This window comes from Endobacterium panacihumi (genome assembly GCF_050847465.1).
In the GTDB taxonomy this organism is placed as follows: domain Bacteria; phylum Pseudomonadota; class Alphaproteobacteria; order Rhizobiales; family Rhizobiaceae; genus Neorhizobium; species Neorhizobium panacihumi.
Genome location: NZ_JBOZRA010000001.1, coordinates 89620 through 113989 on the forward strand (window position 1 = coordinate 89620; position 24370 = coordinate 113989).

Here is a 24370-nt window from a genome sequence, read left to right on the forward strand (position 1 = left end):
ACCATGACGGTCGTGCCGATGATCCATCCAAAAACTTCAAGACGCAGTTTGGCGTTCATGGCTGCTCCTTTACGGCTCAGCATATAACGCACAATCAACCTTGAAGTTTAATCACTTAGTGCAACAGTGTGTCACAAATGACGGGATATACGCTCAGCTTGTCGAAAGGCGGGGAAACAGCCAGCTGATATGGGCTGAGACCTCTGATACACCCGGATAGGCCCAGAGAAACCATCGACCCGCCACAATGGCGACAGCCAATATACCCATGACAAGCCAGGGCTTCATCATCGCCTCCGTCACGTCTTATAACGACGATTAATATTAGGTGGTGGTGATGCGGTTTTAAAGTGTCAGTTGATCACGATTGAGGGACGGGCGTGAGGCGTCCCCCCGGTCTCGTCGCTTCGGTATTCTGTGGCCCAGCGTGAAAAGGCCCTCCCGTTTCCGGAAGGGCCTTGTCGTCACCACTCGCGATAATCTCTGTTACGACGGTGCTCGCGCCATTCCCGGCGTTCGCGGCGCTCACGCCATTCACGACGGTCACGCCAATGTTCACGGCGATCCCAACGGCGCTCATAACGCGGCGGTGGGCGGTGGGGGCGGCAGATTCCGCGTGGTGAGAGATAAAAACCGCGTCCGCAGGCGTAATCGACGCTCTGCACTGCTGAAGTGTTCGGGGCGGCTGGTTGGCCGATCGGCATCGCATTTGCTCCGCTGCCAAACACTGTTCCAAGAATGAGTCCGGCGCTCAAGATCAATCCGCGCATGATCAAATCCCTCCTTTTGGGGTAGGAGGATTTGGCGCTTTTGGCGGTGAACCGTGGATGAACGAATAGTGATGCTTTCGTGACCGGATATGGGCCGATTTGCGAGCGATGCTGGTGAACACCGCAGGATGCAACGAAGATCTTGATCGATGCCTAAAAACGAAAAAACCCCGCGTGAGCGGGGTTGTTCTGGCTGGTCGGAGTGGCAAGATTCGAACTTGCGACCCCCACGTCCCGAACGTGGTGCGCTACCAGACTGCGCTACACTCCGTGGCCAGCGGGGGTTTCTATAATCGAGCCTCTTGTCTCGCACAAGCGGTAAAGCGAATAATTTTCGTATTTTTTATGACAGGATTTTCGCCCGGCACGAGACAGGCCGAAAACCAAGGCTTGTGAGGGATTTCGCAATAAGCACAGGGGCTTGGCCATTGCTGACGATTGTCAATCTAGGGCTGGTCGGCAAGTGCCCGGCGCTGAATCTGCCGCCGTTTCGAGCAGCCGCCAGACCTCATTTATCATGATAATAATTGGAAATCTGGCTGTGGTAATACTCGTTCGAGCCATGCTGGCCGTAGAGTTTCATCTTTTCCATGTCGACTTTGTTGAGAACGACACCGATGCATTTGGCGTGCAGTTCCGCGTCGGCAAACAGCGTGTTACGCACGACAGCCGGAGATGTCTCTCCCCATTTCACCACCATCAGGATCGAATCCAGCATGGGGCCGATGGCGCGGGCATCGACGACGGCACCGAGGGGCGGCAGGTCAACGATGATGTAATCGAAATTGCGGCGCAGCGTTTCCATGATCCGACCCATGACCGGCGAGGCCAGAAGGTCGGAAGAGTGCGGTACGCGGCGGCGCACCACGGCCGGCAGGAAGGCGAGGTGGGTCTGCGGATCGAACATCAGCGTCTTTTCGAGCGGCTCGTTATTGGTCAGCGTTTCGAGAATGCCGCGTTCGGCATGTTGGCCAAGCGCCCGTGTGGCGCCCGGATTGCGCAAGTCGGCATCCAGCAACAGCGTGCGCGAACCCTGCATGGCGAGAAGCCCTGCGAGATTGGCGGAAACCGTCGTTTTGCCTTCGCCCGGCAGTGCAGACACCACGCCAATAACCTTGGCGCCTTCGCCTGAAAAGGACAAGTCGGCGGCGATCTTGGCGCTGCGCAACGTCTCGGCGAATTGCGACAGAGGGTGGTCCACGCAATAACGATAGGCATTGTTGAGCGGCCGAATGACGGCGGGATTTGCCGGTTCGCTGCTGTTGGCCGGTGCGCGTACATCGGTGATCAGAGGTGCAAGGCCGAGATATTCGAGCCCCAGCTGGTCGCGGACCTGATCGCCGGTGCGGAAGAACCGGTCGCGGAATTCGCGGAAACCACCGATCGAGGCGCCGACCATCAGGCCGAAGAATGCAAACAGCACCATCAGCATCGGCTTGTTGGGCTTGCTCGGTTTGATCGGCGGCGTCGCCTGCGTGATCACGCGTGCCTCGGTGACCGGGAAGGATTGCTGCTGCAGGGCTTCCTGGTAACGGGCGAGGAATGTCTGGTAGAGGGTTTTGTAGCTTTCAGCAGAGCGCTCCAGCTCGCGCAGCTGTACCTGTGTTTCACCAGCCAGTGCGGAGACCGAGGTGGAACTGGCGACGCTTTCCTCCAGCGATTTCTGTTTGGCCTTGGCGACATCGAGTTCGCTCTGATAGCTCTCCGCGATACGGCCGAGCTCTCCGAACATCTGCTCTTCGTATTGCTCCATCTCCGCGCGCAGACGGACGGCCTGAACGTGGTTTTCGCCGAATTTCTGGGAAATTTCCGCCTGCTTGCGCGACGCGGTCAGATATTTGTCACGCAGATTTGCAGAGATCGAGTTGACAAGCGCGTCGGTGACAAGGGCGTCGGAGCGGCGCTCGTTGACGATGGTCTGGATGCGATTGTATTTCGCCTGGGCGCGCGCGGTGTCGGCCTGCGCGACGATCAGCGAACTGTTGAGCTCGGACAGCTGCTGTTCGTTGACCAACAGGCCGTCCTTGGCGGCGATCAGGCCGTTGTCGCGGCGGAATTTCTGGACCGCCAGATCGGAATCGAGCACTTGCTGTTTCAACTCTGCTAGGCGCAGTTCCAGCCATTCGCTGGCGCGGCGGGTGGACTCGAAACGCGCATTAAACTTGTCCAGCAGATAAACGCTGGCATAGGTGTTGGCGATTTCCGAGGACAGCTGCGCCGAGGCCGACGTATAGCCGAGATTGATGACATAGGACTGGCCGCTGCGGGCCACCGCCATGTTTTTCAAGAGGACCGTACGCGCGATCGTCTTGTTGTCCTCCGCCACTTCGGCTTCGGAACGAAACCATTGCGTGACGTTGAGCGGGCCGAGCAGCTTTCCGATGGAAAAGCCGGAGGCGCCCATGAAGGCTTCGTTCTGTGTAAGGTTCAGTTTGTCGATGACGGCATCGGCGACGCTGTCGGACTTGATGATTTCCAGCTGGCTGAGGATGGTCGCCTCGTCATCCACCGTCACCCGCGACTGGGTTTCGGTCATGTCGGAAATGACGCCGCTATTGCCGCGATCCATGATCAGACTTGTATAGGCCGTGAATTGCGGCACCGTGGTCGATACATAGGCAAAACCGAGGCCTGCGAACACGACGATCATCGCCGCCATGATCATCCATTGACGGCGGATCATCGCAAGAATGGCGTCGAAATCGATCAGAGTAATTTCCGGATCGCTTGCTCCCGAGCCAAACTGGCCCTGACCGAACTGGTCCTGGGCCTGCTGAAAGGAGAGCTGGTCTGGTACCCTCATCAAGTGCTCCTCATCGTCCTTCGAATGATGTCTTGGCATTCGACCGGTCATGATAACCGGCAAGGATCGGGGTTTCTTACGAGGCGACCGCGATGGCGGCCACGATCATGGCAAGTCTGTTTAGTCTATGGTCTGAGAGGCAATCATCATGCCATCTCTGACGAAATTAAGGAAATGGCCCCGACAATGCCAAAGGAAACATGCCGGGGCCATTTTCTGCGTCATATGCTGGTTTGCCGGGCAAGCAATCTGCAGATCGCCCGGCAGGTTCGTTAATTCAGGCCGATGCCGTGATAGGCAAAACCGTGTTTGGCGACTTCCGCCGGGCGGTAGATGTTGCGCAGGTCAACGAGGACCGGGCTCTTCATCATGCCCTTGGCGCGCGGCAGGTCGAGGGCGCGGAACTGGTTCCATTCCGTCACGATGACGATGGCGTCCGCGTCGGAAATCGCCTCATACGGACCGGCGACATATTCGATGCCTTCGATCAGCTTCTTGGCGTTCTCCATGCCCTCCGGATCGTAGGCGGCAACGGTCGCGCCGCCGTCCTGCAGCGTCTGGATCACGGTGATCGCCGGACTATCGCGCATGTCGTCGGTGTTCGGCTTGAAGGTGAGGCCGAGGACGGCGACCTTCTTGCCGCGCACGTCGCCTTCGAGCGCTGCGATGACCTTGCGGCCCATGGCGCGCTTGCGGTTGTCGTTGATCGAAATGGTGGTCTCGATCAGGCGCATCGGGCTTTCATGGTCCTGCGCGGTTTTCGCCAGCGCCAGCGTGTCCTTGGGGAAGCACGAGCCGCCGTAACCCGGACCGGCATGCAGGAATTTTGCGCCGATACGGCCATCGAGGCCGATGCCGCGCGAAACATCCTGCACATTGGCGCCGACCTTTTCGCACAGATCGGCAATCTCGTTGATGAAAGTGATCTTCATCGCGAGGAAACCGTTGGCGGCGTATTTGATCAGTTCCGAGGTGCGGCGGGCGGTGAACAGCAGCGGCGCCTGGTTGAGGTAGAGCGGGCGGTAGACTTCGGTCATGACGCCGCGGGCGCGGTCGTCGTCAAGGCCGATGACGATACGGTCGGGACGCTTGAAGTCCTCGATGGCCGCACCTTCGCGCAGGAATTCCGGGTTGGAAACCACGGCGATATCGGCGTTCGGATTGGCTTCCTTGACGATGCGCTCGACCTCATCGCCGGTGCCGACAGGCACGGTCGACTTGGTGACGACGACGGTGAAGCCGGTGCAATGCTCGGCGATTTCCTTCGCGGCAGCATAGACGTAGGAAAGGTCTGCGTGACCGTCGCCGCGACGCGACGGCGTGCCGACGGCAATGAACACCACGTCTGCATCCTTGACGCTGTTTGGCACGTCGGTGGAGAAGGTCAGGCGGCCGGCCTTGACGTTGTCGGCAACGATCTGGTCGAGACCCGGCTCGTAAATCGGCATGACGCCTTTCTCAAGCGCGTCGATCTTGGATTTGTCTTTGTCGACGCAGATGACGTCATGGCCGAAGTCCGCAAAGCAGACGCCGGAGACGAGACCGACGTAGCCAGAACCGATCATGGTGATACGCATATTCCCTCGCGTGTTAGGACTAGGTTGATGCTGCAGCGCGGCATTATTGTGTCATATTCTGTATCAGGACAACGACAAAAGCCACTTTCTGACAGAGAATTCGATTGTGGGCGCCCCCATAGCTGGGGCGTAAGTCCGTTCTTTCAATCCGCATTGTTAATCGAGTTTGCCTGTCAGGCCAAATTAACCCTTGATGAGTGACTTTTCTGCCGCAGCGTGAACAAGTTGATGATCCATCATATTTGTGACGGCTTTTATGTCTTTGATACAAAAATGTTTTATTTGCGTCCTATGATTGGGGCACGGTTGAGTGCGTGCCGGGTAGGCAATCTCGGACTGTGAACAGAAATTCACCTTTGTTTCCAATTATGGTCACTTTTTAAATATCTGAGTGACCCTTGCCATACGCTTTGCAACGCCTAATTCCGGCCGGCGGGGTGGTGAAGAAAGGATGAAGGGGCAAAGTTGACAGGCAGACAGAAAATGTTGCCTTGCAGCATGAAAAGTGCAAACTTGCGGCTACGGCCATTGCTGAATGCAACGAATTCAAGCTGCCGGGAGACCTTTCGAAGGGCTGCCGGAATCTGACAATTCTCAAGAGGCAGGCGTTAGTGCATATCGAATGCCTCTGTCTGAAATGCCTTTTTCGATCGGAAAAGGATCTCATGAAACTGACGGGTGCGTGATGAAGATCGAACGATTGCCGCTGGCTGGTCTGGCCAAGATTACACCGACGCGACTGGGCGATCACCGCGGCTATTTCGCGGAAGTTTTCAAGGATGGCTGGTTTCGCGAGAATGTCGCGGACGTGACTTTCGTACAGGAAAACGAATCCCTTTCGGCGGCGGTCGGTACCGTGCGTGGCCTGCATTTCCAGCTGGAACCGTTTGCGCAGGGCAAGCTGGTGCGTTGTCTTGCAGGCAGTATTTTCGATGTCGCCGTCGATATCCGTGTCGGTTCGCCGACCTATGGCCAGTGGTATGGCGCGGAGCTTTCGAAAGAGAATGGCGAGCAGTTGTGGGTGCCGGCCGGTTTCGCGCACGGTTTTGCGACGCTTCAGCCCGACAGCATCATCTATTACAAGGTGACCGCGCCCTATAGCGCCGAAAACGATCGGGGTCTCTATTGGAACGATCCGGCGATCGGAATCGAATGGCCGCTGCCGCTCGACAATGCGATCCTCTCCGACAAGGATAAAAAACAGCCAAAGCTGGCGGATCTGCCGCCGTCCTTCACCTATTGATCATCGCCCAGAACTGCGAAAAACGGAGTAGATATATGCGTATTCTCGTTACCGGCGGAGCGGGTTTTATCGGTTCGGCACTCGTGCGCCATCTCGTCAAAAACGTTGGCGCCGAGGTGCTCAATGTCGACAAGCTGACCTATGCCGGCAATCTCGCATCGCTGAAGGAAATCGAGGGTGCCTCGAACTACCAGTTCCTGCAGGCCGATATCTGCGATCTGCAGAAGATGTCGGAGGCGATGACCTCGTTCAAGCCGGATCGGATCATGCATCTGGCGGCCGAAAGCCATGTCGACCGTTCGATCAGCGGTGCCGCCGATTTTGTGCAGACCAATGTCATGGGCACGTTCTCGCTGCTGGAAGCCGCCCGTCATTACTGGAACGACCTGTCGCCGGCCCGGAAAGAAGCGTTCCGCTTCCTGCATGTCTCTACGGATGAAGTTTACGGCTCGCTCGGTGACGAAGGCCTGTTTGAGGAAGTCACGCCTTACGATCCGTCATCTCCCTACTCCGCTTCGAAAGCCGCGAGTGACCATCTGGCGATCGCCTGGCACCGCACCTATGGCCTGCCGGTGGTGGTCTCGAACTGCTCCAACAATTACGGTCCCTACCATTTTCCGGAAAAACTGATCCCGCTGATCATCCTGAATGCCATGGATGGCAAGCCGCTTCCGGTCTATGGTGAAGGCGTCAATATCCGCGACTGGCTGTATGTCGAGGATCACGCACGCGCTCTCGACCTGATTGCCTCGCGCGGCCGTCTCGGCGAAAAATACAATGTCGGCGGCCGCAACGAGCGCCGTAATATCGATGTGGTCAAGCGTGTTTGCTCTCTGATGGATGAGCTTCGCCCCAAGGCGACGCCGCATGCGGACCTGATCACCTATGTCACCGACCGTCCGGGGCATGATGCGCGTTACGCCATCGATGCCACCAAGCTGGAAACGGAACTGGGCTGGAAAGCACAGGAGAATTTCGACAGCGGCATCGAGCGCACTGTGCGCTGGTATCTCGACAATGAATGGTGGTGGCAGCCGCTGCGCCAGGGTGTCTATTCGGGCGAGCGTCTCGGCGTTCTCAAGAAGGGCTGATGCGCATGCGGATTGCCGTGACAGGAAAACAGGGACAGGTGGTGACGGCGCTTCTGGAGCGCGGGCCACAGGCCGGAGTCGAGATCGTCGCCGTTGGTCGGCCGGAACTGGATCTGGCCGATCCGGCCTCGATCCGCCGTGTACTGTCTGAACTTAAGCCGGATGCGATTGTTTCTGCTGCTGCGTATACGGCAGTGGACAAGGCTGAGAGCGAAGCCGAACTGGCCTTTGCCGTTAATGCCAAGGGTCCGCAGGCGCTGGCCGAAGTGGCGGATGAGATAGGCATTCCGGTCGTGCATCTGTCGACCGACTACGTCTTTCCGGGCGACAGCCAGGGCAATTACGTCGAAACCGACGCGACCGGTCCTGTCTCCGTCTATGGCCAGAGCAAGCTTGCAGGCGAGGAAGCGATTGCGGCTGCGACGTCCAATCATGCCATTCTGCGCACCGCCTGGGTCTATTCGCCCTTCGGCGCCAATTTCGTGAAAACGATGTTGCGGCTGGCGGAAACCCGCGATGCGCTCAATGTCGTGGCCGACCAGCACGGTACTCCGACCAGCGCGCTCGATATCGCCGATGCGGTGATCACGATCGCCAAGCGTCTGGCAACGGACAACGATCCGAGCCTGCGCGGCGTCTTCCATCTGACGGGCAGCGGTGAAGCCACATGGGCGGATTTTGCCGATGAAATTTTTGCCGGCCTGAAGGCGAAAAGCGGCAAGGTTGTCTCTGTCGGCCGCATCACCACGCAAGAGTATCCGACGCCGGCGAAACGGCCTGCCAATTCGCGCCTGTCGACCGAAAAACTCGCCAAAACCTACGGCATCGTGCTGCCGGACTGGAAACAGTCCACAAAGGTCGTGCTCGACCGCCTTCTCTAACGATCGGTGCGAACGCGGTTCGCGCCTGACGCATTTGTGCCCCAGCCAAGCGGGCCTGACAGTAAGGGAAAACGCATGAAGGGTATCATTCTCGCCGGCGGCTCCGGCACACGCCTTTATCCGATCACCATGGCCGTCTCGAAACAGCTGATGCCGGTCTATGACAAGCCGATGATCTATTATCCGCTAACCACGCTGATGCTGGCCGGCATCAAGGAAATCCTGATCATCACCACGCCGCATGACAATGAAGCCTTCAAGCGCCTGTTGGGCGATGGCAGCCAGTGGGGCATTTCGATCGAATATGCGGTGCAGCCGAGCCCGGATGGTCTGGCGCAGGCTTTTGTCATCGGTGCGGATTTCGTCGGCTCCAACCCGTCGGCGCTGATCCTCGGCGACAACATCTATTACGGTCACGGCCTGCCGCAGCTGATGCGTCCGAAGGGCGACACGGCGAAAGGTGCGCGCGTGTTCGCCTATCACGTCACCGATCCCGAGCGTTACGGTGTGGTCGAGTTTGACGGTTCGATGAAGGCGCTGTCGATCGAGGAAAAACCGGCACAGCCAAAGAGCAACTGGGCGGTGACCGGTCTCTACTTTTACGACGAACAGGTTATCGACATTGCCGCCAACCTGAAACCGTCGCCGCGCGGTGAGCTCGAAATCACCGACGTCAACCGCATCTATCTGGAGCGGGGCCAGCTTTCGGTGGAACTGATGGGCCGTGGTTACGCCTGGCTCGATACCGGCACGCCGGACAGCCTGCTCGATGCCGCAGACTTCGTCGGCACTCTGGAAAAGCGCCAGGGTTTCAAGATCGCTTGCCCGGAGGAAGTCGCCTATCGCATGGGCCATATCGATGAGGCACAGCTGGAGAAGCTGGCCGTGAAACTCGGCAAGAGCAATTACGGCCAGTACCTGATGAAGCTGGCCAAGACCAAATACGATCTGGGCTTTTGAGGCCATAGACGTTCAGACATGCGCCCTTTGGGAGGAGGGCGACCCGACCGGCAAAAAGCGATCCGGCAACAATTTGAGGTGTGAATGCGTATTCTGGTGATCTCGGCGATGTTCCCGCCCAACATTCTTGGCGGCGCGGAAATTTCGGCGTTCAACCTCACGACCTGGCTGCAGAAACAGGGCCACGAGATCGGCGTGCTGACGGCTGCCAAATCGCCGGACGAGGTGAAATACGGCGAGATGGTCGATGGCATGAAGATCTGGGCGCTCTACATGCCGAGGCCTTACCCGATCTTCAAACAGGGTCGTGGCGTCTCGAAATTCAAGAAGCCGCTCTGGCATCTGCAGGATCATCTCGATCCACGCAATCCCAAAATGGTTGCCAAGGTTCTGGACGAATTCAAGCCGGATTTCTGCAACGTGCATTACATCACCGGCATCGGCCACAACGTTCTGCCGGAACTGGGAAAGCGCGATATCCCGGTCATGTATGTCATGCCCGACATGGCGCTGTCCTGCGTCAAGCTGACGATGTTCGTGGACGGCAAGACCTGCGAAAAACAATGCGGGCCGTGCAAGATGTCGGCGGATTATAAACGCCGTGGTATTCGCGCCATGCGCCGCATCGGCTTCTGTTCCCCCTCGCGGGCGAATTTGGAGCGCAATGCGATGTTTCAGCCGCTGGCAGATTATCCGATGGCGCATATTCTGAACGCCAACAAATATCCGCCGCCGACAAAGGCGCGCGAGCCGAGCAACGACGTGCGTTTCGTTTACGCGGGTCGTCTGGAATCCGCCAAGGGCGTGGATGTTCTGCTGGAGGCCGCGGAAGAACTGGCTGAAAAATGGCCGTTCACCTTCAAGGTGGTTGGTTCCGGCGCCGATGCGGATGCGCTGAAGGCCCGGTTCGGCCATCACAAATGGCTGGAATTCACCGGCCACGTGCCGTTGCAGACGGCGATCGACAATATCGGCGGCAGCGATGTCCTGTGCATTCCATCGATCTGGATGGAAAATTCGCCGGGCGTCGTCATCCAGGCGCTGGGCATGAGCGTGCCGGTGATCGGCAGCCGCGTCGGCGGTATTCCGGAACTGGTGCAGCATGACGAAAACGGCATTCTGGTGCCGCCGGGCGATAAAAACGCCTGGCGTGATGCGCTGGAAGAGGTGCTGGCCGATCGGGAAAAGCTGGAACGATACAAGGCCAATGCCGCATCCAAGGCAGGCGAATTCGACCAGGACTATCTCGGCGGACGTTATCTCGAGTTTATCGACCAGATCAAAAATTTCGACGGGCGGGTGGCCGTTTGAGGCCATCAGCAGGATTCCATGCGTCGCATGCGGTTTCGGCAAGACAGCCGGGTGACATGCGCAAAGGCAGGAAAAACGACATGAAGGTGACAGGACAGACGGCTTTTCGCACCGCGCTTTTGAGCGCCTGCTTTGGTGTGCTCGCCTGCGCGTCATCGGTGTCTGCGCAGTCGGTTACGTTCGATAAGCCACAGGAAAAGGGTTTCGTTGCCCCGATCATCGGCGCCAACACGCATTTCGGCACGGTGCGCATTCTTGGCTACAAGGATGCCCACAAGGTGCGCGACCAGCTTAACCAGATCGGCGCGACCTCATACCGAGACTATATGCCGTGGCAGTCGTTCAATTTTCCGCCCTCCGGCCCGGTTCTGGCGAAATCCGGTCGGCTGATGAATTTTCTGCCGCAGGCCGGCATCACGCCGATGATCAATCTCGGCCTTGCCAATTCCGGCGTCAAAGGTGGCGTTCCGCCGATCAGCGATTCAGCGCTCGAAGTGTTCGAGGATTATGTCGGCAAGGCCGTTGAGCTGACTGAAAAATACGATCCGATCTACGAGATCTGGAACGAATGGAACATGTATATCGGCACCGGCAAACCGCAGCCGCGCATCATGGGTGAGGGGCCGAAGGACGATCCACGTTCGGCCAGCCATTATGTGCGCGTGGCCAAGGTGGCTGTTGAAAAAATCCGGCAAGTGAATCCTAAGGCAAAGATCGTTGTCGGCGCGGTTGGCGATGATGAAGATTGGGGCTGGGCCAAGGCGATCGTGCGCGATGGCGTGATGGAAGGCGCCGATGGGCTTTCCGTGCATCTCTACAATCAATGCTCGGCCAATCCGTATGACCGCACGGCTGAAGAGATGATCGACCGTGTCGAGAAACTGCAGGCGGACCTGCGCCAAGTGCGCGGCGGAACTGAGACGCCGATCTATATCACCGAGTTCGGCTGGCCGACCTCGAAGGGCAATTGCGGCATGCCGCTTGATACATCGGCTCAAAATTTCGCCCAGTTCATCCTGCATGCCTCGACGATCCCTTGGATCAAGGGTGTGTGGATGCACGAATTGAAGAACATTTCGCCGGACCCGGTGGATCGTGAAAGCAATTACGGCCTCTTTTCTTATGAGGACCAAGCCAAACCGGCAGCGTGCTTCATGGGTGCCGCCGCCGAACTGGTGAAGTCGGCAGAGAGCGTGGAAATCCACGAACCTCGCCCGGACGTCTTTGTTGCGCGTCTCGTCTCCGGTGCGGGCCAGAAAATCGTCATGTGGACGAAAGGTGACTGGGTGAAGGCGGGTTATTCCACGTCTGCCCAGCCGATGAAGACGCAAGCCATGTGCGAGGCAGAAGGTCTCGCCAAGGCGAATGCCGGACGTATCGGCCCGGCGCCGGTCATTCTCGATTTTTCCACGCAGGATCCGGTCACAATCAAGGTGGGCGAGTTGAGCGAGGTGCAGCAATAATGTCGGTTCTTTCCTTCGTTCGATCACTGTTTTCGGCAGCCGGGGCGGCAAAGGCCACACGCGGCGGGCGCAGCCGTATCTGGGTGATCGGCCCGATGCCGCAACCGCTGAACGGCCAGACCAATTACAATCGCCACATCGTCGCCGAATTCGAAAAACATGCGCCGGTGACGGTTCTGCCGACCGGTGGAACGGGTGCGGAAAAGATCGCCGCCGCTTTCGTCCTGCCGCTGATCGTTCTGTTTTCCATCCCGCGCACGGATCACGTCTATACCTCGCCGCCGGGCCAGAACGGTCTTTGGCTGTTCATGGGCTGCCTGGCTGCTCTTCGCCTCAAGCGGCTGGATCACTTCATCCACCACCATTCGTTCCGGCCGATCAATCTCGGCCCGACCCGTTCGGCGCGGGCGCTGGTGGCCGTCAGCGGTCCCTATCAGCGCCATGTCTTCCTGTCGGAAAAGATGCGGGATCGGTATGCCGATCTCTATTTCACCCCGGAACTGAAGGCGCGCAGTTTTGTGCTGCCCAATGCCTATCTGTTTTTCGAGGAAAAGCCGGCAGGCGCGGTGCGGACAGGCCCGATCACGATGGGGCATCTGAGTGTTCTTACCCGCGAAAAGGGCGTGGATTACCTGATCGCGCTCGCTGAGCGGATCTTTGCGAGACGCGACGATTTCCGTTTCGTGCTGGCAGGTCCGGTGCGTGATGAGAGCCTGAAAGCGGAAATCCTGGCCTTCTGTCAAAAATATCCCGACCGTGCCGAATATCTCGGCCCCGTTTACGACGGTGCCAAGGACGCATTCTACCAGCGGCTGGACATGTTCGCTCTGCCGTCACGCCTGATCGACGAGGCCGATCCGCTGGTCATTCTGGAAGCCTATGGTTACGGCTGCGATATTCTCGCGTCCTCTACCGGCTGCATTCCTGAGCGTTTGCGAACCGCCGACCGGTTGATGTCCTTCGATCTCGACAGGGATACGGCTCTTCTCGACAGCGCCATCACCGATCTTGCCGCCAACCGGCAGGCGATTGCGCAAGCCGGGCGTGCCCATATCGCGGCGATGCACCGTCGCTCTGTGGCGCAAGCCAACATCTTTTTCGGTGCGCTCGATATCGACACGCCTGCCGATCCCGACACTGTCTTCAACACCGGAACCGGCTTTTTGCCGGGCACGCCGGGGAAGGCATGAGCATGACTTTCAAACAAAAAAATCTTCGCCGAATGCTTCAGCTGTCACCGCTTCAAACGCTCTGGCAGCGCACTTCATCCCATCACGAACATATGGGTCAGAGATGACAAACAAATCGCCTCTCAACGTCATTGTCGTCAACTTTCGCACGGCCGGTCTTACCATCCGCTGCGTGGAATCGATGATCGAGCAATCCGTCGCCAAACCGGAGGAGATCATCGTTGTCGATAACCTGTCCGGCGATGACAGCGTGCCGGTGCTGCGCGCAAAACTGCCGGTCGGGGTGAGACTGATCGCCTCCGACCGCAATGCCGGTTTCGGAGCGGGCATCAACGAAGGCTACAAGCACACCAATGCGGATTATCTGCTGGTCTTGAACCCGGATACCTATTTCGAGTTCGACAGCGTTGCGCGGGTGATGGACCTCATGAACCGCGATCCGAGCGTCGGTCTCGTCGGTCTCGATCTCGTCAACCCGGACCGCAGCCGCCAGTATTCGGCCCGTCGCTTCTATTCGATCCTCGATATCGGCGCGCGCCGCGTTAACATGCTTGGAAAGATGTTTGCCGGTCGTATCGACCGTCACCTGATGCGGGAAGCATGGCGCGACGGCAAGCCGTTCGAGGCTGAATGGGTGATGGGCACGGGCTTTGTCATCCGCAGCGATCTTTATGCGCGCTTGAACGGCATGGATGAGGCCTATTTCCTCTATATGGAAGACGTCGATCTGTGCGCCCGCGTGTGGCGGGCCGGCCAGAAAGTCATCTGCTATCCGGGCGCGCAACTTGTGCACGATCACCAGCGGTCGAGCGCGGCGAGCCCGTTCAGTTTCGCTGGCCGTGCGCATTTGCGCAGTCTGGTGATGTTCGGCCGGCGTTTCTCGTTGCCGCTGATCCGTTCGCCCGGCCTTAAAAAGATCATGCGGTCCTGAGACTAGAAGAACCAACTGGGGGGGATTTCGTTTGTCGGATCACATCGGCGCAGTGGAAGGCGTAACAGTGCTCCGGCAAGCACGCCCGTTCAGGCGTGCGGAGCCGGTAGACAATTCGATCGAGCCCGCCCGTCCCGTGGGGCGCGTCAACAAGATGAAGATACTGCACGTCTGCGAAAGCATTATCGGTGGTACCGGCTCCTATCTGGCCGAACTGATCCCGCATCAGGTCGCAGCCTATGGGCGCGAGAACGTGCAGCTGCTCGTTCCTGAAACGCATTTCGATTTCATCGATCCGGTCATCCGCGAATGCGGCGCGCAGATCATCACCTTCAAGCGGCCGACACGGCTGCTGGGCTCCTTCCTGCTGGTGCAGCGTTACCTTCAGGCAATCCGCGATTTCGAGCCGGATGTGGTGCATGCCCATTCATCCGTTGCCGGTATCATCGTGCGCGTGCTCGGCCTGCGGCGGCACTATCGCATCGTGTTCTGCCCGCATGGCTGGTCGGTGGATATGCAGGGCGCGCGGTATGTGCGCGGTTTTGCCGAAATGATGGAGCGGCGGTTGGGCACTGCGGCCGACAGCATCATCGTCATTTCGAAACACGAATATAAACGCGCTATGGAACTGGGGCTTTCCGCCGACAAGGTCACACTGGTGGAAAGCGGCATCGACCGGGAGGTGCCGCCTGTCCCCGCCGCCGAATGGCAGGACGATCGCATCCGCCTTCTTTATGCCGGACGTTTCGACTACCAGAAGGGCGTGGATATTCTTTTGAAAGCCGTCGAAGGCCTGGGTGACCGTCTGAGCGTTCGCCTTGTTGGCGGTTTTGCCGTCAGCGAGGAAAACATGCCGGAAACGCTGCCACCGCATATCGCCCAGCTCGGCTGGATGGATCGAGATGGCGTTTATGCACAGATGAAGGCCTGTGACGTGCTGGTCGTGCCATCACGCTGGGAAGGTTTCGGGCTTGTCGCCATCGAGGCAATGCGCATGCAAAAACCGGTCGTGGCGGCTGCCGTCGGTGGTCTTGTGGAAATTCTGGGGCATGGCAAATACGGCATGCTGGTGCCGCCTGAGGACCCGGATTCCCTGCGGGATTGCCTTGCCGCCCTGACCCAGGAAACATTGCGCGAGTTCGGTGACGTCGGACGCAAACGCTTCCTCGCCTCCTATACGTCCGACCGCATGGTGCGGCAGATCGATGATGTCTATGTGTCGATTGCCGCGACGCGGGCAGTGGAGCCGCAGACTGTATGATCACCAGAGCTTACCAGAGCGATACGCCGAAAATCGATTGGGATGAAGTGATCTACAACTTCCTTCTGATCACCTTCATCCTGTTCGCCATCCGCGACGGACTGACGGGCAGTATTCGTTATCTGTTCCAGCTGCTGCATGTGTCCTTCCTGTGGTTCGTGCCGGACCTGATGTCGTTTGTGGCGATGGGCCTGTTTTTCTACCAGCAGTTCTTCGTCAAGAAGAACGCGATCGGGATGTATCTCTGCTACATCTTCATCATCTCGACCATCACCAGCATCTTTTTCATGAACAACTCGGCGTTCTCGCTGTTTTCGTCGATCAAGATGTTCATCCCGATGTTCGTCGGCTTCTGCTTTTACGGACGGTCGGTGACCGAGCGGCCATGGGTGCGGGCAGTGCTGATCGTCATCTGCGTGTCCTCCGTCCTCGGCCTGCTGGCGAACCCTTATGTGGAATATCCGTGGGTCGGCCAGACGATCAGCAGCTTTGGCATGGAGCGCGAAGCGACAAAACTGTGGTGGCAGGAAGGCGGCATCCGTTATGGCGGGCTGGCCGGCGACAGCACCATGGCCGCCTATATGGTCATCTTCATCTTCATTCTGCTGTCACCGCATTACAGCTTTCTGACCAATGTCATCTGCCTGCCGATCATTCTCTGGGCCATCCAGGTTTCGACCAGCAAGACGGCGCTGGGCGTCTATTTCCTCTATGTCGGCATCTATTTCACCGTCTATTTCCTGCGCGACCGGGCGCTGAACATCGCCTTCCTGCGGCTTGTCGCCAAATGGTCCTTCGTGTGCCTGCTGGTGCCGCCGCTGCTGATGCTGATGTTTTACGGCGCCGATCTCGGCAAGGTATCGTCATCGCTGTTCAGTCTGCAGGACCGTATCGACAATACCTGGCCCGGCCCGTTCCAGACGGTTGCCGAAATCTTTCCGGCCGGCGTGGTGTTCGGCTGTGGTCTCGGCTGTTTCAGTTATCCGATGGATTATACAGCACTGTCCGAATACAATCTGCCGCTCGACAATTTCTACATGTCGACGCTGATCATGATGGGCATGCCCTTCATCCTCTTCATTGCCATGCAGTTCCTGATGGTGCGGCATGCGCGCGATCCGGTGAAACTGTCGCTGATGACGATGTTCAATTTCTACAGCATCACCATCCAGTGTTACGGCCCGTCCTATGCGACGCTGATGTTCGGCTACATCTTTTCCGAAATGTTCGGGTATCACGTGAGGAACAAGTCTCGTGTTCCGAGGCAGCCAAAACTTTCGCCGCGCAATGCGGGGCAGGGCGGAGCAGAACCGGGGCTGGTCAATGCGCAGGCGGATATGGTGCCGAGGCCGCAGGGGTAGTTTGTTGCCGCTTGCTCCCAATGATCCCCCCCTTTTTGAGGGGGAGATGTCACCGAAAGGTGACAGAGGCGGGTAGGCAACGGTGCAGCAAATGGATCGGAAGCGGCGTTCGCGCCAGCCCCCCTCTGTCCTGCCGGACATCTCCCCCTCAAAGGGGAGATCGGCTGGGTGTACCCTCCGAATTTCATAAGTCCGTTTGTTTCACTCCGCCGGCTGCGGCTGACGACGCTGCATGATGCGTCCCGTCAGGCTGAGTACCGGCTTCTCCACGTAATAATGAAACAGCAGCCCGGCCACCTGGCAGGCGATGACGATGCCGACAAAATAGAGTTCAAGCGGCAGCGGCAGTTTCGCATGCACGATCATGACGATCTTCAACAGCAGCGACAGAAGCGGGTAGTGGATGAGATAAAGGCTGTAGGACGCCGCGCCCATCATATCCAGCGGCTTGCACGGCCGGTTCCATGAGGGAAGCGCACAGAGGCCGTAAATGATGCCGGTCGCGCCGAGGCCGAACAGCAGGATGAGGTAATCCGGGTCCGCCCCGCCACCATAACTCATCTGCCACCATGTGCCGGCAAAAACGATGAGACCGGCAAGGAAGGTCGGCAGGCCATGGGTCATGTCCTCGCGGACAAACAGCCAGCCGATGCCCATGCCGGTCATGAACAGGAGGTGATAGGGGCTGAGCAGGAATTTTACGAGCCACGGCTCATCGAGGAATACGCCGGCGACGGAGCCGATCACGCCCCAGCCTATCAGCAGGAAAAGGCCGATGCGACGGTTCCAGAGCCAGACGAGGAAGGTCGCGTAAAACAGCATTTCGTGGCGCAGTGTCCATTCGACGCCGAGCAGCACTTCCTTTTCCACCGGCAGGATGAGGTAGGAGGCGATCACATCCCAGGCGGACACTTCGGCGCCAGCGGCGAATGCCATCGCCGTGGTGGCGATCAGAACGATCCAGAGCGGCGGATAAAGCCGGCGAAACCGCTTGAAGACGAATTTTTTCACCGCCTCCATATCGCCCTGCCGGTCGCGGTGATGGGCGTAATAGATGACGAAACCGCTTAGGACGAAGAAGAGTTCGACACCGGCCGAGCCGGCCTTGAAGACGGGAAACACGGCGCGATCGAAATATTTCGACAGCGCCATGGTGATTTCCAGATGGTAACCGACGACCATCAGAGCGGCCACGGCACGAACCCAGTTCAACTGGTAGAGCTGGCTGCGCGACTTCACCTGATCCATGGCCAAAAACACCCCCGTGTTCGGTTGTTCGCGTGAACGCTTGAAGCGTCATTCGATCGGGCTTGTAGGCCCGCATTATTCTCCGGCGCCGACGCGGATGAGTTTTGCCGGATTGCCGGCAACGATGCCGTGGGCCGGCACATCCTTCACGACCACCGAACCGGCACCGACCACGGCCTTTTCACCGACCGTGATCGGGCCGATGACGATGGCATTCGGATACAGCGTCGCGCCCGCGCCGATGACCGGATACTTTGGCGAGGCGGTCTTGCCGATCGTCACCGTCTGGTAGATGGCAGCGCCTTCTCCGATCTCGACACCTTCACCGATAACGACACCGACCGGATGCGGCAGGAACAGGCCGGGCGCGATATGGCTGCCGAGATTGATGTGGCAGCCGCTGCGCGTCACGTTCCAGCGCCAGACGATAATGCCGAGGCGCTTCAGGCGGCCCTTGTAAAAATGTGTGGCAACGCGGTGCAGGAAGACGGTGGCGAAACCGGGATTGAAGAGAAACGTGAAAGGCATCTTCTTCATGCTGCGGTGGCCTGCATTGATGTGCAGATCCGCCTTGACGACATCCCAGAATTTCATGAGGCTTCCTGTTCGTCTGTTTCAATCTCGCAATTGCGAAGGACTGTTATGTTTCGTAGCGGTCTGACCGTGAATGTCAACGGTTTGATCCGTTTCAAGACAGATCGCTGCTTGTGTCATCAATGTGCGAAATAGTTGATTTCGCGAGGATATCCAGCGGCGAGCGGAACTTTTGGCGCCATAAAAGGCATAATCGCTCGAATCTATGTCATCGTCATGTTAGCTTTGCATTGCGAAAAGATTTTGGCTGAACGCGCACTCAGATAGCGCGATGAATGGGAAAAACCATGTCGCAGACAAAAGTCCGTGAAAGCGGAAACTACGTCGTCAACGTGCAGATCCTGCGGTTCTTCGCCGCCTTTCTTGTCGTGTTCGCGCATGCGCATGTGGAAGTGCTGAACGTTGCGGCCCGCAGTGGCGGCACGTTTGGCGGCATCGGCCTTCTCGACTGGGGGCTGGGCGTCGACATCTTTTTCGTGATCAGCGGTTTCATCATGTATTTCATGATGCATGACCGTTTTGGCCGCGCCGGCGCGCCGGTGGATTTCCTGCGCAGGCGGATGGTGCGCATCGTGCCGCTCTACTGGATTTTCACGACGCTGATGCTGGTGTCGATCCTCGCCGCCGGCAGCCTGATCAATAACAATGGGCTGGATATCCGCCACATCATCGCCTCCTACGCCTTCATCCCCTGGCCACGCACGGATGGCGAACTGTTTCCGCTTCTTTCGCTCGGTTGGACGCTGAATTACGAGATGTTGTTCTACGCCATCTTTGCGCTGGCGCTGTGTCTGCGCAGGCCGGTCGGTATTGCGGTGATGCTCGTTATGTTTGCCATTCTGTGCACCGCGGCGGTGTTGGTGCCGGACCGGGTCTGGCTGATAAAATTCTGGGGCAATGGCATTATCGGCGAGTTTCTGCTCGGCATCGCTCTGGCGGCGCTCTACCTCAAGGGTTTTCGACTGCCGCTCGGCGTGATGCTAACGATAATCGTCGCCGGTCTGGTACTGGCGATCTGGCTCTACCAGATTGCGGCCTATGAACATGTCACGCGCCTCATTACCGGCGGCATTCCGGCGATCCTGATCACCGCTGCCGTCGTGCTTGGCCCCTCGGCGCCGGATGGCCGGATCACGCGCGCCTTTGCGCTGGGTGGTGATGCATCCTATGCGCTTTATCTGTCGCATCCGTTCGCGCTGAAAATCTTTGGCGTTATCGGCGCAAAGCTCGGCCTGCCGCTGCTCGGCATTTTTATCGGCGGTCTGGTCGTGTCGATCATCGGATCGATTGTCGTGCATCTGCTTTTGGAAAAGCCGATGGGCGCCTGGCTGTCGCGTCTGACGAAGCCGAAAGCGCCGGTTCAGGTGGCTTCCGCCACGGCCGGTATCAGCGAGTGATAGATTTTTCGGTATTCGCGGACCACGTCATCGAACACCCGGCCGGGGCGATTGCGGAGGTTTTCGTGGGCGGCAAGGACCCGTGCCGGATCGTCGACCAGAGCTTCGATTGCCTTGGCAAAACCATCGGCTCCGGGTGGCAAGATCCAGCCTGTCACGCCGTGTTCGATGACTTCCGGAATGCCGCCGAAACGGCTGCCGATGACAGGGCGGCCTGCCGCCAATGCGTCCACCAGCGCGAGCGCGCCGGGTTCTTCCCAGATCGAAGGAATGGCGATCACATCGACGGTCGCGTAGAATTCTGAAGGTGTGACGAAGCCGACGAAATCGAGATCGGCATTCGGGGCGAGCGCTCGCAGTCGCGCCTTTTCATCCACCGGCACATTGCCGGCCAGCGCCAGCGTCACCGTGCCGTTTTTTTGACGCGCGACCGCCTCGACCAGCAGGCCGACACCCTTTTCCTCGGAAAAGCGGCCGAGATAACCGATACGCAACGGCGCCGACGGCAATGGGCGAGGGGAAAAGGTGATGGCCGGATTGGGCACATTGCGCACCACATGTTTTGCCGCACCGGCAAACAGCCCGTCTTCCAGATGAAGATCCAGCGTGCGCTGGCTGACGCTGACCACGGCATCCACCCTTTTTGCACGGCGACGGCGACCGACGGTGAGTGTGGTACAGGCTATTCCGCAGGACTTTTGGCCATGGAAGCGGGAACAGCGCGGGCAGGTGAGGTAATAGTCGTGCAGCGTATGCACGGTGGGGATTTTTCTTGTGTGCGCCACGCGCCAGATATCGGCGGTCAGGCCGTTGATCGTGTTGGAATTGATCACGTCCGGGCGAAAATCGGAAAGCAGTGTTGCCACGTCGGGATGGGCGGTCTGCCAGTCATCGATGACGTGCCAGAGCATGCGCGCCAGCGGGTTTTGTTTTTCCTGAAACGGCGGAAACAGGTTGCGCACCGGAATGAATTCGACGCGCACGCCATTGACGAATTCGCTCTCGCGTTTGCCCTCCAGCGAATTGCAGATGACCATGACTTCGTCGCCACCAGCAACAAGGGCTTCGGCAAACTGGCGGGCAAACACTTCCGCGCCACCGACGATCTTCGGATGTCGCGGTGTCGGATAAAGGGCGCTGAACAGGGCGATGCGCATTGGCGCGGTTCCCCTCACGCGGCTGGACTGGTGCTGACGGAATTGTCCGCGACCGGCTTGGGGCCGATGATCTTGGCCGGAATGCCCATGGCGACCGAATGCGACGGCACATCCTTGGTGACGACCGCATTGGCGCCGATCGTTGAGCCTTCACCGATGGTGATGGCACCGACCACGACGGCGCCGGCCGAGATAGACACGCCATCCTCGATGACAGGATCACGCGGATCTTCCGCCGCCTTGCGGCCGATGGTGACGTTTTGCAGGATGGACACATTGCGGCCGAGCGTGGCGGCGCCCACGACGATGCCGAACGGGTGCGGCACGTAAAAGCCGCCGCCGATCCTTGCCGCCATCGCCAGTTCCGAACCGAAAAACACGCAGCTCCACCACCACAGAATTCTGCGCAGAAGACGGCCGATCAGCGGAATTTTTACCACCATTTCCTGCAGGCGGCGGGAGAAGACGAACTGGAAACCGGGGGTGAGCAGGAACATGCGCAGCGTGAAGCCGAGGCCGGCGGATGTCCTGTTTTCCCGCAGGGCATACCGCTTGAGATCGGCCTTCACCTTCTGGAACGGCGTTTCCGTCATGTCCATCTTGTCTCCGCAAACTTGGCCGTAAGACCGCATTTTCGCCCGGTCCGGCACTTAACAACATTGGTTAACACTGAAATGTGTCGCTCGAATTTTGTTTCGATATAGGTCGCCGATTGCTCTGGACGATATCTGATCGGGAATTATATGCAACGCAGCATTCCGCTTGACGGGTTCGCCTTCGTGAACCAAGACTGGCGCTGCAAATACACCGGATCCGGGGAGTATGGCGCATGAAAGAAGGGCAGATCAGGTTCGACGCCCTCGATAGCTGGAGGGGTATTGCTGCCCTTCTGGTGGCGCTGTTCCATTTTCAGGCAGCCGGTTTTTTTTACGATTTCCCGCTGATCCGGAACGGCAATCTCGCCGTTCCCTTCTTTTTCGTGCTGAGCGGTTTCGTCATCACCCACGCCTATCGAACGTCACTGTCGAGTGGCAGCGATGGCTGGCGTTTCGTCATCCGCCGGTTCGGTCGGCTGTATCCGCTGCATCTGGTGACGTTGCTGGTGCTCGTCATTCTCGAAGTGATGAAGATGCTGATGGCGGCGCGCGCCGGCCTGCACAGCAGCGAGGGTGCGTTCGCGGGAACCAACGATATTCCGTCACTGATCGCCAACCTTTTCCTGCTGCAGGCGGTCATTCCCTTCCCGGAACTGACATGGAATGCGTCCAGTTGGTCGATCAGCACCGAGTTTTATACCTACCTCGTGTTCGTAGCGGTATTTCTCGGGCTTGGGCGATATCGGATGTGGGGCTCGGTTGCGGTCTTTATCGCTTCGGGCCTGCTGCTGGTGTGGCTCGATGCCTATCATCCGGATCTCAACCTCGCGTCCGGCCTCGGCCTCGTCCAGTGCATTTTCGGGTTTTTCGCCGGCAACCTGACCTATGCGCTTTATCTGAAGCTGCGAGAGAGTAATTCCCTACAGGGCACTGCGCCCGAATTGCTGGCAACCGCGATCATGCTGCTGCTGTTCTGGTTCAAGCCGCATTACACGACCTTCAACATCATCTGCTTTTCGGCTGCGATCCTGCTGTTTTCCTATGAGCGCGGTACGGTCGCCAAATTTTTGCGCGCGCGCCCGCTGCTGTTTCTCGGCAAGCTTTCCTATTCGATCTATCTCGTCCATTTCATCGTCTTTTCCATCATCTTTGCCGGAGCCAAGATCGTGCAGGGGCGGATCGGTACGCCGCTGATTGCGTTCGATGGCGTGCATGAGCGGCTGGCTTTTGGCCCGACCGTGCTGATGGATCTCTTGGCGCTGGCTTATGTGGCGGCGATCATCATCTGCGCGTGGTTCACCTATTCCTTCGTCGAGGAGCCGGGCCGAAAATTTTTCAACAAGCTGTCGAACCGCGTGACCGGTGCTCGCGCTCCGATCGGACAGGGCGCCAATGCCGGTTGAATTGAGGTCGCCTTCTTCCGCCAAGATTTTTATCAACGGGCGCTTTCTCGGCCGCCCGGTGACCGGTGTCGAACGTTTCGCCGGCATGATTTTACGCGAGATCGATGCGGTGCTGACGCCGGCCAATGCAGGGCGTTTCATGGTGCTGGCGCCGCAGGGCGTGGCGCGACCGGATTGGCTCAAAACTATCGGTTTCGAAAATGTCGGTAGCCGCAGTGGTCATGCCTGGGAACAGACGGATCTTTGGCGCGCCTGCCGGGGCGGTGTGCTGGTTAATCTGTGCAATTCCGGCCCCGTTCTGCATGGGCGACAACTGACCGTGCTGCATGATGCGCTGGTCTATCGTCACCCCGAAAATTTTTCGCGGGCTTACGGCACGTTCCATCGCCTGCTAGGACGGTTGCTGGCAAAACGCGCCAATCTGGCGACGGTTTCGGATTTTTCGCGGCAGGAGCTTTCGAGACTGCTCGGCGTCGAGGCACAGACTATCGGGCTGGTGCCGAATGCCATCGATCATGTCTTTGCGGTCGAGCCGGATGTTTCCGTCCTCAAAAAATTCGACCTCGAGACGCGGCCGTTCTTCCTGTTCGTCGGTTCACCCGCCAACAACAAGAACCTCGCTGGTGCCATCCGGGCCTTCATTGCGCTCGACAGGCCTGATGTGGCTTTTGTGATGGTTGGCGGAGCGGCGAACACGTTTGCAAAGTCGCTGCTCGGAGAATTGCCGCCGAGTGTGGTCAGCACCGGCCGCCTGACCGACGAGGAGATACAGGCACTCTATCGCAAGGCTGCGGCGCTGGTGTTTCCGAGCATTTACGAAGGGTTTGGCATTCCGCCGCTGGAGGCGATGGCGGTCGGTTGCCCGGTGATCGCCAGCGATATTCCACCGGTGCGCGAGGTCTGCCGCGATGCCGTTGTCTATTTCGATCCGCATCACGTCGCGTCGATCACCTCGGCCATGCGCGATGTGGTTGACGGAACCGTCGATATCGCTGCCGTGCGGGAGAGGGGGCTTGCGCGAACACGAGATTTTTCTTGGAAAAACAGCGCCGAACGGCTGCTGGCCATGGTCGGTGACGTCGAGCGCGACAACCGGATTTCATATCGAACACATGCAGGTTCTCAAGACTGAG

General features: G+C 58.5%; 20 protein-coding genes and 1 tRNA gene. 13 read left to right on the forward strand and 8 right to left on the reverse strand.

Going from position 1 to position 24370, the window contains the following annotated elements:
* Positions 1 to 464: 464 nt before the first annotated feature.
* From ACRQ1B_RS00440 to ACRQ1B_RS00455, 4 genes are all read right to left on the reverse strand, one after another.
* The gene (locus ACRQ1B_RS00440; RefSeq protein ID WP_432291713.1) at positions 465 to 770 is read right to left on the reverse strand and encodes a GCG_CRPN prefix-to-repeats domain-containing protein; all 306 of its coding nucleotides are present in this window, start codon (positions 768 to 770) and stop codon (positions 465 to 467) included.
* A 194-nt stretch (positions 771 to 964) separates the two neighbouring features.
* A tRNA-Pro gene (locus ACRQ1B_RS00445) sits at positions 965 to 1041 on the reverse strand.
* A 237-nt stretch (positions 1042 to 1278) separates the two neighbouring features.
* The gene (locus ACRQ1B_RS00450) at positions 1279 to 3573 is read right to left on the reverse strand and encodes a polysaccharide biosynthesis tyrosine autokinase (RefSeq protein ID WP_432291714.1); all 2295 of its coding nucleotides are present in this window, start codon (positions 3571 to 3573) and stop codon (positions 1279 to 1281) included.
* 272 nt (positions 3574 to 3845) lie between these two features.
* On the reverse strand, positions 3846 to 5150 hold the full coding sequence (locus ACRQ1B_RS00455) for a UDP-glucose dehydrogenase family protein (protein ID WP_432291715.1): 1305 nt from the start codon (positions 5148 to 5150) through the stop codon (positions 3846 to 3848).
* 685 nt (positions 5151 to 5835) lie between these two features.
* Here ACRQ1B_RS00455 and rfbC point away from each other — a divergent pair.
* From rfbC to ACRQ1B_RS00505, 10 genes are all read left to right on the forward strand, one after another.
* The gene (gene rfbC / locus ACRQ1B_RS00460) at positions 5836 to 6393 is read left to right on the forward strand and encodes a dTDP-4-dehydrorhamnose 3,5-epimerase (RefSeq protein ID WP_432291716.1); all 558 of its coding nucleotides are present in this window, start codon (positions 5836 to 5838) and stop codon (positions 6391 to 6393) included.
* 35 nt (positions 6394 to 6428) lie between these two features.
* Positions 6429 to 7484 (forward strand): dTDP-glucose 4,6-dehydratase, encoded by a 1056-nt coding sequence (rfbB, locus tag ACRQ1B_RS00465; protein ID WP_432291717.1) that lies wholly within the window; start codon positions 6429 to 6431, stop codon positions 7482 to 7484.
* Positions 7485 to 7489: 5 nt separating this feature from the next.
* Complete coding sequence (rfbD, locus tag ACRQ1B_RS00470; protein WP_432293772.1) at positions 7490 to 8365, forward strand: dTDP-4-dehydrorhamnose reductase; 876 nt, start codon at positions 7490 to 7492, stop codon at positions 8363 to 8365.
* 75 nt (positions 8366 to 8440) lie between these two features.
* Positions 8441 to 9325 carry a glucose-1-phosphate thymidylyltransferase RfbA gene (rfbA, locus tag ACRQ1B_RS00475; protein ID WP_432291718.1) on the forward strand — a complete coding sequence of 295 codons (885 nt, stop codon included), beginning with the start codon at positions 8441 to 8443 and terminating at the stop codon, positions 9323 to 9325.
* An 84-nt stretch (positions 9326 to 9409) separates the two neighbouring features.
* Positions 9410 to 10636: a glycosyltransferase gene (locus tag ACRQ1B_RS00480; protein WP_432291719.1), complete on the forward strand. Its 1227-nt coding sequence runs from the start codon at positions 9410 to 9412 to the stop codon at positions 10634 to 10636.
* A gap of 80 nt (positions 10637 to 10716) precedes the next feature.
* Complete coding sequence (locus ACRQ1B_RS00485; RefSeq protein ID WP_432291720.1) at positions 10717 to 12099, forward strand: glycoside hydrolase family 5 protein; 1383 nt, start codon at positions 10717 to 10719, stop codon at positions 12097 to 12099.
* Complete coding sequence (locus tag ACRQ1B_RS00490) at positions 12099 to 13289, forward strand: glycosyltransferase family 4 protein (RefSeq protein ID WP_432291721.1); 1191 nt, start codon at positions 12099 to 12101, stop codon at positions 13287 to 13289. Before ACRQ1B_RS00485 ends, ACRQ1B_RS00490 begins: the two co-directional genes overlap by 1 nt.
* A 103-nt stretch (positions 13290 to 13392) precedes the next feature.
* Positions 13393 to 14220 (forward strand): glycosyltransferase family 2 protein, encoded by an 828-nt coding sequence (locus ACRQ1B_RS00495; protein WP_432291722.1) that lies wholly within the window; start codon positions 13393 to 13395, stop codon positions 14218 to 14220.
* Positions 14221 to 14251: 31 nt separating this feature from the next.
* Complete coding sequence (locus tag ACRQ1B_RS00500; RefSeq protein WP_432291723.1) at positions 14252 to 15481, forward strand: glycosyltransferase; 1230 nt, start codon at positions 14252 to 14254, stop codon at positions 15479 to 15481.
* On the forward strand, positions 15478 to 16842 hold the full coding sequence (locus ACRQ1B_RS00505; protein WP_432291724.1) for a hypothetical protein: 1365 nt from the start codon (positions 15478 to 15480) through the stop codon (positions 16840 to 16842). The genes ACRQ1B_RS00500 and ACRQ1B_RS00505 overlap by 4 nt, the downstream gene beginning before the upstream one ends.
* Before the next feature lie 201 nt (positions 16843 to 17043).
* Here ACRQ1B_RS00505 and ACRQ1B_RS00510 read toward each other — a convergent pair whose 3' ends face one another.
* Both ACRQ1B_RS00510 and ACRQ1B_RS00515 read right to left on the reverse strand, forming a co-directional pair.
* Positions 17044 to 18090, reverse strand: a complete 1047-nt coding sequence (locus ACRQ1B_RS00510; protein WP_432291725.1) for an acyltransferase family protein — start codon at positions 18088 to 18090, stop codon at positions 17044 to 17046.
* 75 nt (positions 18091 to 18165) lie between these two features.
* On the reverse strand, positions 18166 to 18684 hold the full coding sequence (locus ACRQ1B_RS00515; RefSeq protein ID WP_432291726.1) for a serine O-acetyltransferase: 519 nt from the start codon (positions 18682 to 18684) through the stop codon (positions 18166 to 18168).
* Between the two features lie 287 nt (positions 18685 to 18971).
* Between ACRQ1B_RS00515 and ACRQ1B_RS00520 the strand changes: the two genes are divergently transcribed.
* Positions 18972 to 20081, forward strand: coding sequence for an acyltransferase family protein (locus ACRQ1B_RS00520; protein ID WP_432291727.1), 1110 nt, complete (start codon positions 18972 to 18974; stop codon positions 20079 to 20081).
* Here ACRQ1B_RS00520 and ACRQ1B_RS00525 read toward each other — a convergent pair.
* Positions 20045 to 21238 (reverse strand): glycosyltransferase family 4 protein, encoded by a 1194-nt coding sequence (locus ACRQ1B_RS00525; RefSeq protein WP_432291728.1) that lies wholly within the window; start codon positions 21236 to 21238, stop codon positions 20045 to 20047. The two genes, ACRQ1B_RS00520 and ACRQ1B_RS00525, sit on opposite strands and share 37 nt — an antisense overlap.
* Before the next feature lie 14 nt (positions 21239 to 21252).
* On the reverse strand, positions 21253 to 21837 hold the full coding sequence (gene epsC / locus ACRQ1B_RS00530) for a serine O-acetyltransferase EpsC (protein ID WP_432291729.1): 585 nt from the start codon (positions 21835 to 21837) through the stop codon (positions 21253 to 21255).
* Positions 21838 to 22067: 230 nt separating this feature from the next.
* Here epsC and ACRQ1B_RS00535 point away from each other — a divergent pair, with 230 nt between their 5' ends.
* Entirely contained in the window at positions 22068 to 23237 is a 1170-nt protein-coding gene (locus ACRQ1B_RS00535) for an acyltransferase family protein (RefSeq protein ID WP_432291730.1), read from the forward strand.
* Positions 23227 to 24369, forward strand: coding sequence for a glycosyltransferase family 4 protein (locus ACRQ1B_RS00540; RefSeq protein ID WP_432291731.1), 1143 nt, complete (start codon positions 23227 to 23229; stop codon positions 24367 to 24369). The genes ACRQ1B_RS00535 and ACRQ1B_RS00540 overlap by 11 nt, the downstream gene beginning before the upstream one ends.
* Position 24370 lies beyond the last annotated feature (1 nt).

Excerpts from the sequence above, each read along its gene's own strand:
- ACRQ1B_RS00440 (WP_432291713.1), bottom strand. The coding sequence starts at position 770 with ATGCGCGGATTGATCTTGAGCGCCGGACTCATTCTTGGAACAGTGTTT.
- ACRQ1B_RS00450 (WP_432291714.1), bottom strand. The coding sequence starts at position 3,573 with ATGAGGGTACCAGACCAGCTCTCCTTTCAGCAGGCCCAGGACCAGTTC.
- ACRQ1B_RS00455 (WP_432291715.1), bottom strand. The coding sequence starts at position 5,150 with ATGCGTATCACCATGATCGGTTCTGGCTACGTCGGTCTCGTCTCCGGC.
- rfbC (WP_432291716.1), top strand. The coding sequence starts at position 5,836 with ATGAAGATCGAACGATTGCCGCTGGCTGGTCTGGCCAAGATTACACCG.
- rfbB (WP_432291717.1), top strand. The coding sequence starts at position 6,429 with ATGCGTATTCTCGTTACCGGCGGAGCGGGTTTTATCGGTTCGGCACTC.
- rfbD (WP_432293772.1), top strand. The coding sequence starts at position 7,490 with ATGCGGATTGCCGTGACAGGAAAACAGGGACAGGTGGTGACGGCGCTT.
- rfbA (WP_432291718.1), top strand. The coding sequence starts at position 8,441 with ATGAAGGGTATCATTCTCGCCGGCGGCTCCGGCACACGCCTTTATCCG.
- ACRQ1B_RS00480 (WP_432291719.1), top strand. The coding sequence starts at position 9,410 with ATGCGTATTCTGGTGATCTCGGCGATGTTCCCGCCCAACATTCTTGGC.
- ACRQ1B_RS00485 (WP_432291720.1), top strand. The coding sequence starts at position 10,717 with ATGAAGGTGACAGGACAGACGGCTTTTCGCACCGCGCTTTTGAGCGCC.
- ACRQ1B_RS00490 (WP_432291721.1), top strand. The coding sequence starts at position 12,099 with ATGTCGGTTCTTTCCTTCGTTCGATCACTGTTTTCGGCAGCCGGGGCG.
- ACRQ1B_RS00495 (WP_432291722.1), top strand. The coding sequence starts at position 13,393 with ATGACAAACAAATCGCCTCTCAACGTCATTGTCGTCAACTTTCGCACG.
- ACRQ1B_RS00505 (WP_432291724.1), top strand. The coding sequence starts at position 15,478 with ATGATCACCAGAGCTTACCAGAGCGATACGCCGAAAATCGATTGGGAT.
- ACRQ1B_RS00510 (WP_432291725.1), bottom strand. The coding sequence starts at position 18,090 with ATGGATCAGGTGAAGTCGCGCAGCCAGCTCTACCAGTTGAACTGGGTT.
- ACRQ1B_RS00515 (WP_432291726.1), bottom strand. The coding sequence starts at position 18,684 with ATGAAATTCTGGGATGTCGTCAAGGCGGATCTGCACATCAATGCAGGC.
- ACRQ1B_RS00520 (WP_432291727.1), top strand. The coding sequence starts at position 18,972 with ATGTCGCAGACAAAAGTCCGTGAAAGCGGAAACTACGTCGTCAACGTG.
- ACRQ1B_RS00525 (WP_432291728.1), bottom strand. The coding sequence starts at position 21,238 with ATGCGCATCGCCCTGTTCAGCGCCCTTTATCCGACACCGCGACATCCG.
- epsC (WP_432291729.1), bottom strand. The coding sequence starts at position 21,837 with ATGGACATGACGGAAACGCCGTTCCAGAAGGTGAAGGCCGATCTCAAG.
- ACRQ1B_RS00535 (WP_432291730.1), top strand. The coding sequence starts at position 22,068 with ATGAAAGAAGGGCAGATCAGGTTCGACGCCCTCGATAGCTGGAGGGGT.
- ACRQ1B_RS00540 (WP_432291731.1), top strand. The coding sequence starts at position 23,227 with ATGCCGGTTGAATTGAGGTCGCCTTCTTCCGCCAAGATTTTTATCAAC.